13 protein-coding genes are annotated in these 13,679 nt (G+C 72.6%); 5 read left to right on the forward strand and 8 right to left on the reverse strand.

Annotation, left to right across the window (positions count from 1 at the left end; genetic code table 11):
• Positions 1-76: 76 nt before the first annotated feature.
• The 6 genes from ACQUSR_RS29765 to ACQUSR_RS29790 form a co-directional block, all read right to left on the reverse strand.
• Positions 77-1,993 (reverse strand): trypsin-like peptidase domain-containing protein, encoded by a 1,917-nt coding sequence (locus ACQUSR_RS29765; RefSeq protein ID WP_431045812.1) that lies wholly within the window; start codon positions 1,991-1,993, stop codon positions 77-79.
• 181 nt (positions 1,994-2,174) lie between these two features.
• Positions 2,175-2,999 (reverse strand): hypothetical protein, encoded by an 825-nt coding sequence (locus ACQUSR_RS29770; RefSeq protein ID WP_431045814.1) that lies wholly within the window; start codon positions 2,997-2,999, stop codon positions 2,175-2,177.
• A 220-nt stretch (positions 3,000-3,219) separates the two neighbouring features.
• The gene (locus ACQUSR_RS29775; RefSeq protein WP_431045816.1) at positions 3,220-4,014 is read right to left on the reverse strand and encodes a sulfotransferase domain-containing protein; all 795 of its coding nucleotides are present in this window, start codon (positions 4,012-4,014) and stop codon (positions 3,220-3,222) included.
• Positions 4,011-4,688: a sulfotransferase family protein gene (locus ACQUSR_RS29780; RefSeq protein ID WP_431045818.1), complete on the reverse strand. Its 678-nt coding sequence runs from the start codon at positions 4,686-4,688 to the stop codon at positions 4,011-4,013. The genes ACQUSR_RS29775 and ACQUSR_RS29780 overlap by 4 nt, the downstream gene beginning before the upstream one ends.
• Positions 4,681-5,628: an NAD-dependent epimerase/dehydratase family protein gene (locus ACQUSR_RS29785; RefSeq protein WP_431045820.1), complete on the reverse strand. Its 948-nt coding sequence runs from the start codon at positions 5,626-5,628 to the stop codon at positions 4,681-4,683. Before ACQUSR_RS29785 ends, ACQUSR_RS29780 begins: the two co-directional genes overlap by 8 nt.
• Positions 5,628-6,764, reverse strand: a complete 1,137-nt coding sequence (locus ACQUSR_RS29790; protein WP_431045822.1) for a glycosyltransferase family 4 protein — start codon at positions 6,762-6,764, stop codon at positions 5,628-5,630. The genes ACQUSR_RS29785 and ACQUSR_RS29790 overlap by 1 nt, the downstream gene beginning before the upstream one ends.
• 576 nt (positions 6,765-7,340) lie before the next feature.
• On the opposite strand from ACQUSR_RS29790, the gene ACQUSR_RS29795 reads away from it, so the two are divergent.
• Genes ACQUSR_RS29795 through ACQUSR_RS29815 form a run of 5 tightly spaced genes read left to right on the forward strand, consistent with a single transcriptional unit; the run spans position 7,341 to position 12,091 of the window.
• Entirely contained in the window at positions 7,341-8,354 is a 1,014-nt protein-coding gene (locus ACQUSR_RS29795) for an aKG-HExxH-type peptide beta-hydroxylase (RefSeq protein ID WP_431045824.1), read from the forward strand.
• Positions 8,355-8,377: 23 nt separating this feature from the next.
• A complete protein-coding gene (locus ACQUSR_RS29800) occupies positions 8,378-9,565 on the forward strand; it encodes a YcaO-like family protein (RefSeq protein ID WP_431045826.1) in 1,188 nt (395 codons plus the stop codon).
• Between the two features lie 20 nt (positions 9,566-9,585).
• Complete coding sequence (locus ACQUSR_RS29805; RefSeq protein ID WP_431045828.1) at positions 9,586-10,329, forward strand: class I SAM-dependent DNA methyltransferase; 744 nt, start codon at positions 9,586-9,588, stop codon at positions 10,327-10,329.
• Positions 10,326-11,186 carry a class I SAM-dependent methyltransferase gene (locus tag ACQUSR_RS29810; RefSeq protein WP_431045830.1) on the forward strand — a complete coding sequence of 287 codons (861 nt, stop codon included), beginning with the start codon at positions 10,326-10,328 and terminating at the stop codon, positions 11,184-11,186. The genes ACQUSR_RS29805 and ACQUSR_RS29810 overlap by 4 nt, the downstream gene beginning before the upstream one ends.
• A 14-nt stretch (positions 11,187-11,200) precedes the next feature.
• Positions 11,201-12,091, forward strand: a complete 891-nt coding sequence (locus ACQUSR_RS29815) for a phytanoyl-CoA dioxygenase family protein (protein ID WP_431045832.1) — start codon at positions 11,201-11,203, stop codon at positions 12,089-12,091.
• A gap of 1 nt (position 12,092) precedes the next feature.
• On the opposite strand, the gene ACQUSR_RS29820 is transcribed toward ACQUSR_RS29815, so the two are convergent.
• On the reverse strand, positions 12,093-13,178 hold the full coding sequence (locus ACQUSR_RS29820; protein ID WP_431045834.1) for a response regulator: 1,086 nt from the start codon (positions 13,176-13,178) through the stop codon (positions 12,093-12,095).
• Positions 13,171-13,416, reverse strand: a complete 246-nt coding sequence (locus ACQUSR_RS29825) for a hypothetical protein (RefSeq protein ID WP_431045836.1) — start codon at positions 13,414-13,416, stop codon at positions 13,171-13,173. The genes ACQUSR_RS29820 and ACQUSR_RS29825 overlap by 8 nt, the downstream gene beginning before the upstream one ends.
• Positions 13,417-13,679 lie beyond the last annotated feature (263 nt).

The raw sequence follows: 13,679 nt of genomic DNA on the forward strand, positions 1-13,679 counted from the left end.
AAGCGGTGGCACGGAACTCCTCCGTACCACCGCCTCCGCCTCCTCGATGCCGTCCTCGGGGCGCGGGCCCCAGGGCTCACAGCACCGGGTACACCAGGGTGTTCTCCCTGCCGAGCCGCTTGGCGGTGGTGTTGTTGTACATCGTGGTCTCACCGTCCGACCAGCGGACCAGCAGGTCGTCGGTGCGGCCGTTGGGCGTGAACCTGCCCGTGGTCATGGCCGCGTTGTGCGTCCAGGTCCCGTTGGCGTTCAGGATGCGCTGCTTCGCGCCCAGGCCCGAGGTGGAGGTCCCGGCGTAGTTGTCGAGCGCGCCGTCCGTCCAGCTGACCATCAGGTCCCACTTGGCCTTGCCCGAGTACTCGCCGCTGGTGAGCAGCTTGGCGCGCTTCCACGTGCCGTTCTTTGCCTTGAGCCTGTGCTCCTGGCCGAAGGTGCCGGGACCCACGTTGGTGTAGAGCGTGAGTTCCCCGTCGGACCAGCGCACGACCAGGTCGGTGACGTACTTGCGGGCATTGAACCGGCCCGCGGCGATCTGTGTGGCGTGCGACCAGTCGGACTTCTTGCCGGGCATCTTCTTCTCACTGCCGAGGCTCTTGCTGCCGAGGTCCTGGTAGAGGGTGACCTCACCGTTCGACCAGACCACCATCAGGTCGAACTCGGCGCTGCCCCCGAAGTCGCCGGCGGTGATGGTCCGGGCGTGCGTCCAGGTGGATTTCTTGGGCGCGAGCCGGCGCTCGGAGGAGAAGTCGCCGTGGCCGTCGCCGCGGTAGAGGGTGACCTCGCCGTCCGTCCAGACCACGACCAGGTCGCCGCGGCCGGTGCCGCTGAAGTCCCCGGCCGCCATGAGCTTGGCGGACTTCCAGGTCCCGGCCCGGCCGACGGAGTAGGGCGGCGTGGGCTGGCGGTACGGGCCGTGGCCGGCGTTGCTGTTCTTCTGGGCGTCGTCGAAGAGCTGGAAGAACCGGTCCGTGTGGAGCGGACTGTAGGTCAGCCGGTTGTACAGCGGGTTCTCGGGCTTCACGTCGGGGCCGCCGCCATTGGAGCCGCCGACGTTACCGATGATCGTTCCGGTGCCGCGATCGAGGTTCACGGAGGAGAACCACGGGGAGCCCGAGATGCCGCCCCACAGGCCCGCGCAGTCGATGCGCATCTGGTTGAAGCCCGGCAGCGCACCCGTGTCGGTGGTGCACTGGACCGCCTTGTCCTTCGGGTTGTGGCCGACGGACGGGTACCCGATCACCGTCACGCGGTTCTTGGCACTCTGCGTACGCGCCAGGCGGTTGCCGCCGACGACGTCCTGGACGTTCTTTCCGCCGTTCTTGCCGACACGGGCGAAGGCGAAGTCCAGATCGGACTCGCGCGCCTTGGTGTTCTTGCTGTAGTTCCCGTCCACGAACCACTTGTTGACGGGCCAGATGCCGTACGGCTGGTGCCTGACGTCCTTGGAGCCGTCGTAGTACGGAATGAAGATCGCCTTGGTGTTCAGGCAGTGCCCGGCCGTCAGGATCAGGTTGCGGCCGGCGCTCTCCACCACGGACGCGGAGCAGTAGTGGGTCTTGGGGTTGTTCGGGTCCTTGGCGAAGAGCACGCCGACGGACTTGATGCCACGGAAGTGCGAGGAGCCCTCGTGCGTGATTCCCGGGCGGGGCTTGCCCTTGAGCGCCGGGGCAGGGGTGCCGGACCTCGCGGCGCCACCGGCCGGTGAGGAGGGCGTGGTGGGGGCCGGCCGGGCGAAGGCGCCGGGGTCGGTCGCGGAGGTGATGCGCTCGGGCGTCCAGAAGCGCGTCGCCTCCTCCACCGTCCAGTCGCCGGACTCGGCCGCCCGGGCGGTCTTGGAGGCACCGGCGCCCGCGCTCGGCGGGGTCGCCGACTCCGACGTCACCGGAGCCGGCGACCGCTTCGGCTGGGCGGGCGCGGCACCGGCTGCGCCGGCGGTCACCAGCGAGACGCAGACGGCCGAAATGACCATCCGGCGTATTCGCAACGTGCGCAAGGTATGTACTCCATACGGTGAGAAGAGATGTACGGCACGCCGAGGGCGTGCCCAGCCACCGGCCCCTTTGGCCCAGGGCGGAGGCCTGGGAGAAAGCGCGGTGTCACGGAAGAGGAGTCAAGGAACCGGTCGAAGAGGCGTCACGGAACCGGCCGGGCTCCCCGCCCTGGATCGCGGGCCGTCACCCGGCGCCGGCATCCGCGTGACGGCGCCGGCGCGACACGACGAACCACGCGCCGGCCGCCAGGGCCACCACCCCGGCGCCGCCGGCGAGGAACCAGGGCGCCCGGTCGCCGGAGTCCTTCTCGTCCCCTGCCGCCTCGTCCCCTGCCACCAGGAGGCGCTTGGTCGTCTTCTTCTGGCCGTGGTGACTGGTGACCGTGACGTCGTACGTTCCCGAAGGCGTGCCCTTCGGGACGGCGATCCGCGCCGCGTAGACCGTGGCCCCGTCGTCGCACTTGCAGGCCGGGTTGTCGGGGCTGTCGGGCCCCGCTTCCCTGATGCTGTGGGAGCCGCCGAAGGCGCGGGACTCGACGGTCACCGCTGCCTCGTCCGGCGCGGCGTGATCGTCCGAGAGGACGACCAGCACCTTCTCACCGGGGTGGGCCTTCGTCCCCTTGGGCTCCAGGGCGAACCGGCGGATCTCGGCCGGCCCCTGCGGCACGACCTCGAGCCGCCCGGTCGCCACGGCGCGGCCGTTCAGCTTCGCGGTGAGCGGGTAGTTCCCCGGCTTGATGCCGCTGCGGACCTGTGCTCGGGCCTGTGGCATGAAGGGGTCGACGGAGTGCGTGGCCCCTTTGCTCTCGGGGGTCAGACGCAGCGGGCCGTTCAAGGCGGGGGACGTGACGGCCACCGCGTCCCACGGCCCGGCCAGCCCCTCGATGGCGAGCCCGAAAGTGTCCCCGACCTCGACCGGGGCATGAGCGAGCGTCAGCCGCGGCCCGGCCGGGGCGTCGCCGGGCGCCGCGATGGATCGCCCCGCCGCGGCCGGTGAGAACAGCAGCAAGGCGGTCAGCCCGACAACCCACGCGGTTCGGCGCGAACTGAGTAGGGCAGCGCCCCGATCCGCGAACACAAGCCACTTCCATTCCGTGCAGTACCGGTAGAACTACTGCAATGTACATGCACTGGACAGTGTTATGCCCATGTTCATGGTTCCGCTTCGGTCCTGACAGGTGGCAACCGCGACGACAGCACCCGGCTTGTACCGTTGCCGACCGCGAGCGTCATCGTGCCGCGTCCGCCGCGAGAGCCGCCGGCCGCCACTGCGGCATGAGGTTCCGGTGCACGATGTCGTTCACGTAGTCGATCTGCTCCACGGTGAGGTAGTCGCGGAATCCCCCGATGACTCCCCGGCGGGTCTTGTAGGACTCGGGGTCGCCGGGCACGCCCGGTCGCAGCCGTTCGGTGGCCAATGCGTCGGAGATCTCCATGGTGCGCATGGCCTTGAAATCCGCGAACGCCACCGAAGCGCGCAGCGTTTCCTCCGCGGCAGGCGGCAGCCCGCAGAAATCCAGCACACGGGAGAGTTCCCCGGCGGTGTCCGCGGTCAGTCTCTCGTACGAGGTGAGCAGGAACGAGGCGGGCACGTTCTGCCGGGCGTGCCAGATGTTCCACCAGGCCAGACAGGTCCTCACACTGCCCTCCTCCTCGGATAGGAAGTCCCCGAGCCTGCCGGTGTACGGATTCCCCTTCCTGCGCGTCCGCTGGAAGTAGTAGGAGACGGTGGTGTCCCGGATGTCGCGGAGCAGAAGCACGACTTTGCGGTCACGGTAGAAGCTCTTGTCCTGGGACAGCTCGGCAGGTGTTCGCCAGCCGACGCGATCGTCGTGCCAGAAGACGATGCGCGGAACAGCCGAGTCGATCCTGCTGAATTCGGTGAGGTCCAGATCACGGCAGATCTCCATCGGAATCCCGCGAGCTTCCGAAACGGCCTTGGCCATCAGTACGCGCAACCAGGTACGGCCGCATTTGGGGAAGGAGAGGACATAGACCTCACCGTGGGCATCGACCGTCGTCATCGCAGTCCATTCCTCTCGGGCGCTGGAATCACCGCACCGGCCTCGTCCGCCGCGACGGCCACCCGGTTGACGTGCGGGAACGGCTCGTCGGGAATCGGCACTCCGAGGAACGGCGCCAGGCGCTCGTATCCCTCGCCCCCGATGATGTCCAGCACCAGCAGGTCGCTCCTCCGGCCGGCGAAGTGGCGTTCCACCTGCTCGATGTGCCGGCGGCGGACCCGGGCGAAGCGCCGGGGCTGGAACGCGTGGCAGCCGTAGACGGCGGCGCGGAGGAAGCGCTGGAGCTGAGGGTAGACGTCGCCCTGGCCGGCCTTGCTGTCGATGGGCCGCCGCCAGTGCCGTTCGCAGGAGCGCAGCCAGCTCTCCTCCTCGCGGACCGTCAGGATGAACTTGGCGCCCGGCCAGGCGAGGTCGAGTTCCTCGTAGCAGGGCACGGCCGTGATGTCGGTGATCCCGTCGCGCTCGGCGAGCAGCGGGAACCGGGCGGCGCCTTCCAGCAGCGCTTGGTAGGTGCCCTGGTCGGCCGGGTAGTGGGCGACGTCGAAGCCCAGGGTGCGCAGCGCGGCGGTGAGGGAGAGGGTGCCGGTGCGCGACAGGCCGAGGCCGAAGACCTTCGGCCGGCCGGGACCGGGGAGGTTCCGGGGCGCGCCGGAGCGGAGTCGGCCCTCACCCAATGACGGACCCCCTCAGCGCGGCGGCGTGCGCGGCCATCGCCGCCAGCCCGTCGAGCAGCTCGGTCCGCGGACGGTAGCCGAACGCCCGGGCGGCCAGGGAGATGTCGGCGCCCGTGTGCCGGGACTCGCCGAGGCCGCCGGGCCGCGGGTCGAGGTTGACCGGGCCGACCATGTGCTCGACCGCGGCGATCGCCTGCTTCATGGACACCGGGCTGCCCCCGCCGAGGTTGGCCACCCCGGTGAAACGGGAGCGGGCCGCGTCCCGCATGGCACTGACGACGTCCAGTACATAGGTGAAGTCGCGGGTCTGTTCGCCGTCGCCGTACAGAGGGAACGATGCGCCACTCAAGGCGGCCGCGATCAGGCGGGCGAAGGCCATGTCCGGCCGCTGCCGGGGGCCGTACACCGTGAACAGGCGCAGCGACACGCTGGGCAGGCCGTGCGCGGAACGGTACAGCTCGCACAGGTGCTCGGCGGCCAGCTTGGTGACCCCGTAGGGGGAGACGGGGCGTGGGCACACTGTCTCCGGCGTGGGGAAGATCGGCGCCTCGCCGTACACGGAGGAGCTGGAGGCGTAGACGAACTTGCGCAGCGGGCGCCCCCGCGCGGCCTCCAGGAGGGCCTGGGAGGCGAGCAGGTTGCGCTGGTCGTACAGGGCGAACTCCCGGCCCCAGGAGGGCCGTACGCCGGGCTGTCCGGCCAGGTGGTAGACGACGTCCACGCCGTCGAGGAGGGCGGCGAGGTCCGCCTCCAGCAGGTCGGCCCGGTGGAAGGTGAAGGCCGGGTGGGGTGTCAGCTCGCGCAGGTTGCGCGCCTTGAGGGCCGGGGCGTAGTAGTCGGTGAGCGAGTCGACGCCGATGACGGTGTCCCCGGCGGCCAGGAGGTGCGCGGACAGGTGCGAGCCGATGAAGCCGGCCGCGCCGGTCACCACCGCCCGCATCAGCGCCTCCCGGCGGGCTCGCCGGGCGCGGGCAGTACCTGGTCGGCGCGGGCCCGCCAGGTGTGCCGGTCGTGCAGCCGCCGCCGGGCCTCGGCGCCCAGGGCCTCGCGCAGGGCCTGGTCCTCGGCCAGCCGTGTCACCGCGTCCGACCAGGCGTCGACGGAATCCGGCGGGCAGAGCAGGCAGTTGACCCCGTCGTCCAGGACCTCCCGCAGTACGGGCAGGTCCGAGGCGATGATGGCCTTGCCGTGCGACATGTACTCGAACAGCTTCATCGGTGACACCCAGCGGCTGATCTCGCCGACGCCCCCGGCGCAGAAGACCTTCCGCTGATACGGCGCCAGCACGATGTCGAACGCCCGGTAGTAGGGGGCGAGTCCGGCCGGCGGCAGGTGCCCGTGGAAGTGCACGTTGGGCCGACCGCACCTGCTCTGCCAGTGCTCGCGGTCGGCCGCGGTGCCGCCGACGAGGTGGAAGTCGGCCGCCGGGAGGCGGTCCGCCAGGTCGAGGATGACGTCCGTGCCGCGGCCCGGGTACAGATGGCCGACATAGCCGATCCGCAGCGCTCCGGGCCGGCCGGGCAGCCCGGCCGCCGGGCCGCCCTCAGGCGCCGGATCGGCGCAGTCGTGGGCCGTGACCAGGTCGACCCGCCGTAGGGAGCCGAGCCGGGGGAAGGACCGGCGGTAGTCGTCGGCGAGCGCCTGGGAGACGAACACCACGCGGCGCAGGTTCGGCCTGCCGAACAGCAGGCGTTCGATGCCGCGGACGGCGCGGTCGGGCCACAGCAGATGGGTCTCGTAGACCACCGGGGCCAGGTCCGAGGCGGCGAGCAAGGCCCGCAGGTCCCGCCCGTACAGCAGGTCGGGCACGCCCCGGCGGCGCAGGTCGGCGCGTACCCGCCGGGCGCGGATCCACCTGCCCAGCCCAGGGACGCGGGGCTGGGCCACAGTGCGCACCTCGAAGCGGTTGCGGGTGCCGTAGTAGGCGTGGACGTCGTCGACGGGGACGGTCCCCGGCGGGGCGTAGAGCACGACGTCGTGTCCGGCGTCCGTGAAGGCGTCGCACATCCGCATGACGTGCACACCGTTGGCGTAGACGGAGGGGATGCTGCCGGAATGCAGATAGGCGATCCGCATGGCTGAATGGGCCTCCGGAGGCGTGGGGACGGCGGCTGCCCATGGTCCCCACGGCCCTCTGGGGCCACAACGGTGCTCGTCGATCTCCCGGCAGCACGGCGGGGGCGCACACCGGTGCGCGGTGGGCCCGGCCGCACGCCGGTATGAGCCAGATTCACGAGCCACTGGCGTCACACGGCTCCCGTCACGCACCTGGCGTCCCACCATGGGCGGCGAAACGGCCTGCCGTACGCCTGTTCTGCCCTGCCTTCCGAACGCCGGGGCGCACGTGAGCCGACCGCTGTCCGGTTCTCGTACCGGCCGTTCGACCGCCGATGGTCCGCCGGCCGGGCCTGGGGTAGTTCTGATCAGGGCGTCGCCCGGCGCTCGGTGGTAGTCCGACGACTAGGCATTGGAGGACCGTATGGAGGACCGCACGGAGATCCAGGACATCGAGCAGGTCACCGAGGAGCTCCCCGACTACGCGCTCATGGTCGACATCCCGGACCAGGACTGACCCGGATCGTGTCGCGTCGGCTACCCGCCGCATCCGTTCCCGACCCGGAGGTGGACTGTGAACTCGGTGGAGGCGAAACGATGCTGCGGGTAGCCCCCGACGAGCGCGAGGCCGCGCACGACGAGCAGGCGGTGCGGCGGACGGTGCACGCCGTGCTCGCGGCGGCCGGTCTCCCCGCTCCCATGCCGGCCCACCCGGCGGTGGTGGCGGCCGCCTTCGCGGCGCAGGCGGGCGAAGACGGGCACCGCGTGCTCCGGGACGCGGCGATGCGGAAGGCGCCGGACCGGACCCGACCCGACCGCCACGGACCGGACGGGGGCCCGCACAGCCTGGCGCCGGTCCGGAGGACCGGACCCGAGGGCCCCGGACCCGGCCCCGCCGGACCCGACAGGACCCGGCAGAGCCTGGCGCCGGCCGAGCCGGCACCGTATCTCGCCCGGTCCGTGGCCCGCGCCCTCGCCATGCTGCCCGCCGGTGCGGATCCCGGCGACGGCTCGCGGGTGGCCGCCTGGCGGCCCGCCGACCGCGCCGCGCTGGACGAGAGCCTCGCGCTGCTGGCCGCCGCCTGGCCGGAGATGCTGGCCGAACTGCGGGTCTGCGTGGCCCAGGTGGCGCTCCTGGAAGGCCGGGCCATCGACGGCTTCACCGACTTCGCCGCGCACGGCGCGATCCACGTCAACCGCACCCGCCTGACCGCGAGCCCCCTGGGGCTGCCAGGCCCGGCGCGGTTCGCCGAGGCCCTCGTACACGAGGGCACCCACACCCGCTGCAACGCGGCCCAGCTCAGCGCCCCGCCCCTGACCACCGCGGCCGACGCCGCGGATCCGGTGCGGACCCCGCTGCGGCCCGATCCACGACCGCTCGCGGGGCTGTTCCAGCAGGCGGTGGTGCTGGCCAGGTGCACCGCGTTGTACGGGCGGTTTCTGGCGGCCGAGACCGCGGCCGGCACTGCGCTGGCGGCACGCCGGGACCGCCTGTCGGACCGCGCCCGACAGGCGATCACCAGCCTCCGGGAGCGCTCTTCGATGCTCACCGAGCACGGGCTGGCCGCCGTGGAGGAGTGCGACTCGCTGCTGCGGGCGACCACCGTATGACCCGCTATCCCCGGGAGCCCGTCATGCCGCCGCCCGCTGCCCACCCCGTGCCGGCCACCGGGTCCGCCTGGACGCCGCAGATCTTCCAGCCGTTCCCCGCCGAGCCTGCCGTGCGCTTCGGCCGGGTCGCCGCCCGCAGCCCGCTGTTCGGCGCCACGAGCAGCGCCGGCGGGGACCGGGTCCTGATCGGCGGCGCGGCCGGCTCGGACGCCGGCGAGGTCGCGGTACGGGCACGGGGCGAGCTGCTGGAACGGATGGGCAACGTCCTGGCCGCCCGCGCCGCCGAGGCCAGTGCCTCACTCGTCGCCACCCACGACGAACTGCGGCGACGCCGGGCACCCGCGCTGGATCCCGCGCCCTGGTGCGGCCCGGAGGGGCGGGCGGCACGCCAACTCTGGGTCGCCGGACGCTCCTTGCTCACCGATGCCGAGGTCCTGATCCCCGCCGGGCTCGCCTTCCTCCAGCACCGCCCGCCCCAGGGCTGCGTGGCACCGGCACGCGCCGGCTCCACGGGGCTGGCCGCCCACCCCGACCGGTCCAAGGCCGTCGACCACGCGGCCTGGGAGATCCTGGAGCGCGACCAACTGCGCCGCAGCTGGCACGCTCCCGTCGACCACCCGCCCGCCGCCCACCCCGCCCTCGACCGACTCCCGCCTCCGGTACGGCGCGTGTGCGAGCATCTCGGCCTGCGCGCCACCGCGCTGACCCTGCCCGCGCCCGGGGTCCTCACGGTCGCCGTCTGCCTGCACACCCCCGACCGCCGCGAGCAGACCTTCGGCGCCCGCTGCGGCCCGCCCGCCCACCGCGCCGAGCTCCTCGCCCGGGCCGCCCACGAGGCGCTGATGGTGCGCTGGAGCATGACCACCCCGGTGGCCCACCGCGCCCGCGAGCGGCTGGCATCGACGGGGACGCCGGTCTCCGCCGTCGACCACGCGCTGTGGACGTACCACGGAAGCCAGGACGCCCTCGGGTACTGGCTGCGCGGCGAAGCACCGCCCCCACGGCAACCGCGGGGGCGGCAGGTCGCACCGGCGGACCCGGTGCGGCTGCTCGCCGAACTCACCGCCCAGGACGTCCTCGCCGTCGACACCACCCCCGGCGATCTCCGCGACGAGGCGACGGCCGTCGTCCGCCTGGTCGCCCCCGGCGCCCGCCCCCTGCCGTCCACGACCCACCCGGGCGCCGGCGTCCCGCCCCACCCGTTCGGCTGACCCCTTCCCAGAGGAGCACCATGCCCCAAGGCCCCGGCTACGCCACGGACCTCGCGGACCGCTACGACGACTGGTTCGCCCCGCCCGCCGCGACCACGGACGCGACGGTGGCGCTGCTGGCGCGGCTGGCCGGGAGCGCCCCGGACGGGCCGCTGCTCGAACTCGGCATCGGCACCGGCCGGGTGGCCCTGCCCCTGGCCGCACGCGGACACGACGTGCACGGCATCGACGCGTCCACGACCATGGTCGAGCGGCTCCGCGCCAAGCCGGGCGGTGAGAAGCTCACCGTCAGCATCGGTGACTTCGCCGAGGTGGACCACGAGGGTGAGTTCGCCGTCGCCTACGTCGCGGGCGGCACCTTCTTCGAGCTGCGCACCCAGCAGGCCCAACTGCGCTGCTTCGCCCAGGCCGCGCGGCGCCTGCTGCCCGGCGGGCTGTTCGTTCTGGACGCCCATCTGCCCGAGGCCCTCGCGGCCCATGCCGGCGCCGGCGCCCAGACCGTGGAGACGGCCAACGGCGACCCGGTCCTGCGGGTCCGCCGGCTGCGGCCGGCGGGCCAGCGCTACACCTCCGACTACCTGGTCTTCGCCGACGGCCTCTTCCGGCACGTCCGGGTGGACTTCCGCTATGCGTCCCCCGGCGAGCTGGACCTGATGGCCGCCGCCGCGGGCCTGCGCCTGCGCGAGCGGTTCGGCGGCTGGTCCGGCACCCCGTTCAGCGACACCAGCGGCTACCACGTCAGCGTCTACGAGCTGCCCGCATGACCGGGCCGGCCTCCGCCCGCGGGGCGCGCGACCCGCAGGCGTATGTGAGGAACAACCGCGAAATGTGGGAGCGCTGGACCCCGTTGAAGGCCGCCTCGGCCCAGTACGACCTGGACGGCTTCCGCTCCGGCGGCTCCCGGATGCGCGCGCTGGAACGCACCGAGGTCGGTGACGTACGCGGCCGGTCGCTGCTGCACCTCCAGTGCCATGTCGGGGTGGACACCCTCTCCTGGGCGCGGCTCGGCGCGCGTGTGACCGGCGTCGACTTCTCGGCCGAAGGCGTGGCCACCGCCCGCTCCCTCGCTGCCGACATCGACCCCTCCGCCGTCTTCGTGGAGGCCGACGTCCTCACCCTCCCCGACCACCTCGACGGGGTCTTCGACATCGTCTACACCTCGCACGGGGTCCTCGGCTGGCTGCCCGACCTGCGCCGCTGGGCCGAGGTCGTCGCGCACTTCACCGCGCCGGGCGGCTTCGTCTACGTCTTCGAGTCCCACCCGGCGGCCTGGATGCTCGACAACCAGGTCGCGGAACCCGAACTGAGGCTCCGTTACTCGTACTTCGGCGAACCGGAGCCACTGGCATTCGAGTACCGCAGCCCGATCGCCGTGCCCGGCCGGCAGGTGCCCGGCATGGAGTACGCATGGGGACACTCGCTCGGCGAGATCGTCAGCGCCCTGGCGGCCGCCGGGATGCGGGTCGAGTTCCTGCACGAGTGGCCGTTCGTGGCCTGGCCGATGGTGCCCTTCATGACACAGGACGAGGACGGCTGGTGGCGGCTGCCGGACGGCCTGCCGCAGATGCCGTTGTCCTTCTCACTGCGCGCGGCCAAACCGCCCGCCGAACCCCCCACCTGACGAAGGGAGGAACCATGCCACCGGCGCTCTTACGGGAGTCGAGTCTTCCGGACGTCAGCCTCAGCCAGGTGCTGCGAGGCCGGCTGGTCGTGGTCCGCGGTGGATCGGACCTGCTCGCCGGAGCCGAACGGCTGCGCCGGACGGCACTGGCCGCCGTCGCGTCAGCCACCGCCCCCGACGCCGCCGAGCGGCTGGCGGAGCGGGGCCTGGAACGGCTCCACACCGTCGCCGGAGTCGAGGAGATCCGCGCCGTCCGCGACGAGCTGGACCGTCGGCTGCGCCGGCCCGCCCGACAGCTGCTGCTGCGCTTCGCCCGCGCCCTGCCCCCGCAGGGGCGCCGGCTCTATGTGAGCGAACACCTCGGTGTGCGGATCATGCCGCCGCGAACCGCCGTCGACGGCCGGGAGGAGGAGCTGAGGGACTACACCGGATTCCTGCTCCCGACCGGCGCGCACACGGACTCCTGGTTCAACACGGCCGTCAACTCGGTCAACCTGTGGATGGCCGTCAGCCGCGTACGGCGGGACAACGGCCTGATCGTCTGGCCGGACGCGTTCCGGCGGCCGCTGCGGCACGACGGGGTGCGGCTGCTGCCCGGCCAGCACGTCGGCGACCCGGTGGAGGTGGAACTCGACCCCGGCGACCTGCTGCTCTTCGCCGGAGACCACCTCCACGCCACCCGCCCGAACACCGGGCCGGAAACCCGCTGGGTCGTCACCAAGCGGATCTGCCTCGGCCCCCCGCGCTACCACCCGCGCGCCACGGGCTGGACCCCGTACGCCGACCCCCGCCTGCTTGACACGCCGCTGCGAGCCCTGGCCTCGCTGCGGTCGGTCCTCACCACCGGACGCGCCCGCCAGGCCGCCCGCGACACCCGCCGACTGGCCGCACGGCTCCGCCGCTGACTCATCGTTCGGCGCGGCGCTCGAGATGGATGGCGGTGAAGACGGCCACCTTGGCGCGCAGGGCCCAGGGGTCGAAGGGCTTGCTGATGTAGTCGACCGCGCCGGCCGCGTACCCGCGGGCGGAGTGCTCTGGATCGACGCCCATCGCGGTCAGGAAGATGATGGGCACGTCGCGGGTCCGGGGCCGGCGCTTGATGTGCGCGGCGGTCTCGTAGCCGTCCATCTCCGGCATCTGCACGTCCATGATGATGACCGCGAAGTCGTCGTGGTCGAGCAGCGCCTTGAGGGCCTCCCGGCCGGAGGAGACGGTGACGAGCTCCTGGTCCAGGGTCGCCAGCACCGCCGTCATCGCGAGCAGGTTGTCGGGCTGGTCGTCGACGACCAGGATCCTGGGCATCCCCTGGGCCGCCGAGGCCGCGGCCGGAGGAAGGACCCTCGGCTGCTCGACGGCGTCCAGCTGGCGTTCGAGCAGGTCGCATCGGGCTTCCGCGGCGTCGCGCTGTTCTCGCGCCGCGCGGAGTTCGGCCCCCAGCCGAGTGACTTCCTGCCGCAGGGTGTCGCGCTCCTGGAGCAGCTCGGAGGCATCGGTGTGGGCCGCCGCGAGCAGGTCCGCGCGCTCGCGCTCGGCGCTCCAGTCGGCCTCCAGCTGGGTCAGCCGCACCTCCAGGTCGGCGATGCGGTGTGTGCGGTCCAGCAGGGCGTCGCCCAGGACGTCACCGCGCACGCTGGAGCGCCGCGAGACCCGGTCGGCGTCGGCGAGCTGCCGCTCCAGGATCTCGACGGCGTGCTTCGGCGAGGACCCGGCGTCGACCGCCGATCGGTACAACCCGCGGACGAACTCGATGGCCTCAGTGGTGACCGCGGTTCCGCGGTGCTCGGCGAGGTCCGTGAACAGGTCCGTGATCACCTGCCACGGGGGTAAGCGCGTGCCGTTCAGGTAGCGCGAGAACGTCCCCGGATCGCGCGTGCGTCGGGCCGCGTACCGCCGTACGGATACCTCCAGCCCTTCGAAGAGCTCCCGCAGCGCCTGAGCGAGCGCCCGGGACTCATCCGTGAGGTCGTCTCCCAGCGGCCGCAGCTCACCCATTCCCGTCGTCCTCCCCGATACCGGCACCCGCGCGCGCACGGGGCTGGTGCCCCACCGGCTCGGTGGCGATCAGCCGGTTGAAGAAGGACACCGCCAGCCCCGCGGCGGCCAGACTCGCGAGCACGCTGCGCGGGGCGCCCTCTCCCGCCAGCGCGGTCAGGACTCCCGCTGCCGCGCCGGCGAGGGAGCCGAGCAGGAGCACCAGGGTCGTTCTCAGTGACAGCAGTGGCCGGTCCACCAGGCTCTCCGTCCGTCCAACCCGTCACGAAAGCGGCGGGAGTCGTCACCCTTCCAGCGGATTGCGAGAGGGAGGGTTACAGGATGGAGGGTCGCCAGACCGTTGCGCGCCGCGCTCCGGGGGAAAGGCAACGGGGCACTTCGTCGCCACCGTGTCCTTCCGCTGCTCAGGGCGATGCGACCGCGATCGTTGCCGGGCTGTTGCGCCGCAACACCCGTCGATGCCGGCGGACGCGGGGGCGGATGCTCCGGGGCGGCGGCGAC

Origin of the sequence: Streptomyces sp. P1-3, from assembly GCF_050613155.1 — a bacterium.
In the GTDB taxonomy this organism is placed as follows: domain Bacteria; phylum Actinomycetota; class Actinomycetes; order Streptomycetales; family Streptomycetaceae; genus Streptomyces.

Excerpts from the sequence above, each read along its gene's own strand:
- ACQUSR_RS29820 (WP_431045834.1), bottom strand. The coding sequence starts at position 13,178 with ATGGGTGAGCTGCGGCCGCTGGGAGACGACCTCACGGATGAGTCCCGG.
- ACQUSR_RS29800 (WP_431045826.1), top strand. The coding sequence starts at position 8,378 with ATGCCGCCGCCCGCTGCCCACCCCGTGCCGGCCACCGGGTCCGCCTGG.
- ACQUSR_RS29785 (WP_431045820.1), bottom strand. The coding sequence starts at position 5,628 with ATGCGGGCGGTGGTGACCGGCGCGGCCGGCTTCATCGGCTCGCACCTG.
- ACQUSR_RS29805 (WP_431045828.1), top strand. The coding sequence starts at position 9,586 with ATGCCCCAAGGCCCCGGCTACGCCACGGACCTCGCGGACCGCTACGAC.
- ACQUSR_RS29775 (WP_431045816.1), bottom strand. The coding sequence starts at position 4,014 with ATGACGACGGTCGATGCCCACGGTGAGGTCTATGTCCTCTCCTTCCCC.
- ACQUSR_RS29790 (WP_431045822.1), bottom strand. The coding sequence starts at position 6,764 with ATGCGGATCGCCTATCTGCATTCCGGCAGCATCCCCTCCGTCTACGCC.
- ACQUSR_RS29810 (WP_431045830.1), top strand. The coding sequence starts at position 10,326 with ATGACCGGGCCGGCCTCCGCCCGCGGGGCGCGCGACCCGCAGGCGTAT.
- ACQUSR_RS29815 (WP_431045832.1), top strand. The coding sequence starts at position 11,201 with ATGCCACCGGCGCTCTTACGGGAGTCGAGTCTTCCGGACGTCAGCCTC.
- ACQUSR_RS29795 (WP_431045824.1), top strand. The coding sequence starts at position 7,341 with ATGCTGCGGGTAGCCCCCGACGAGCGCGAGGCCGCGCACGACGAGCAG.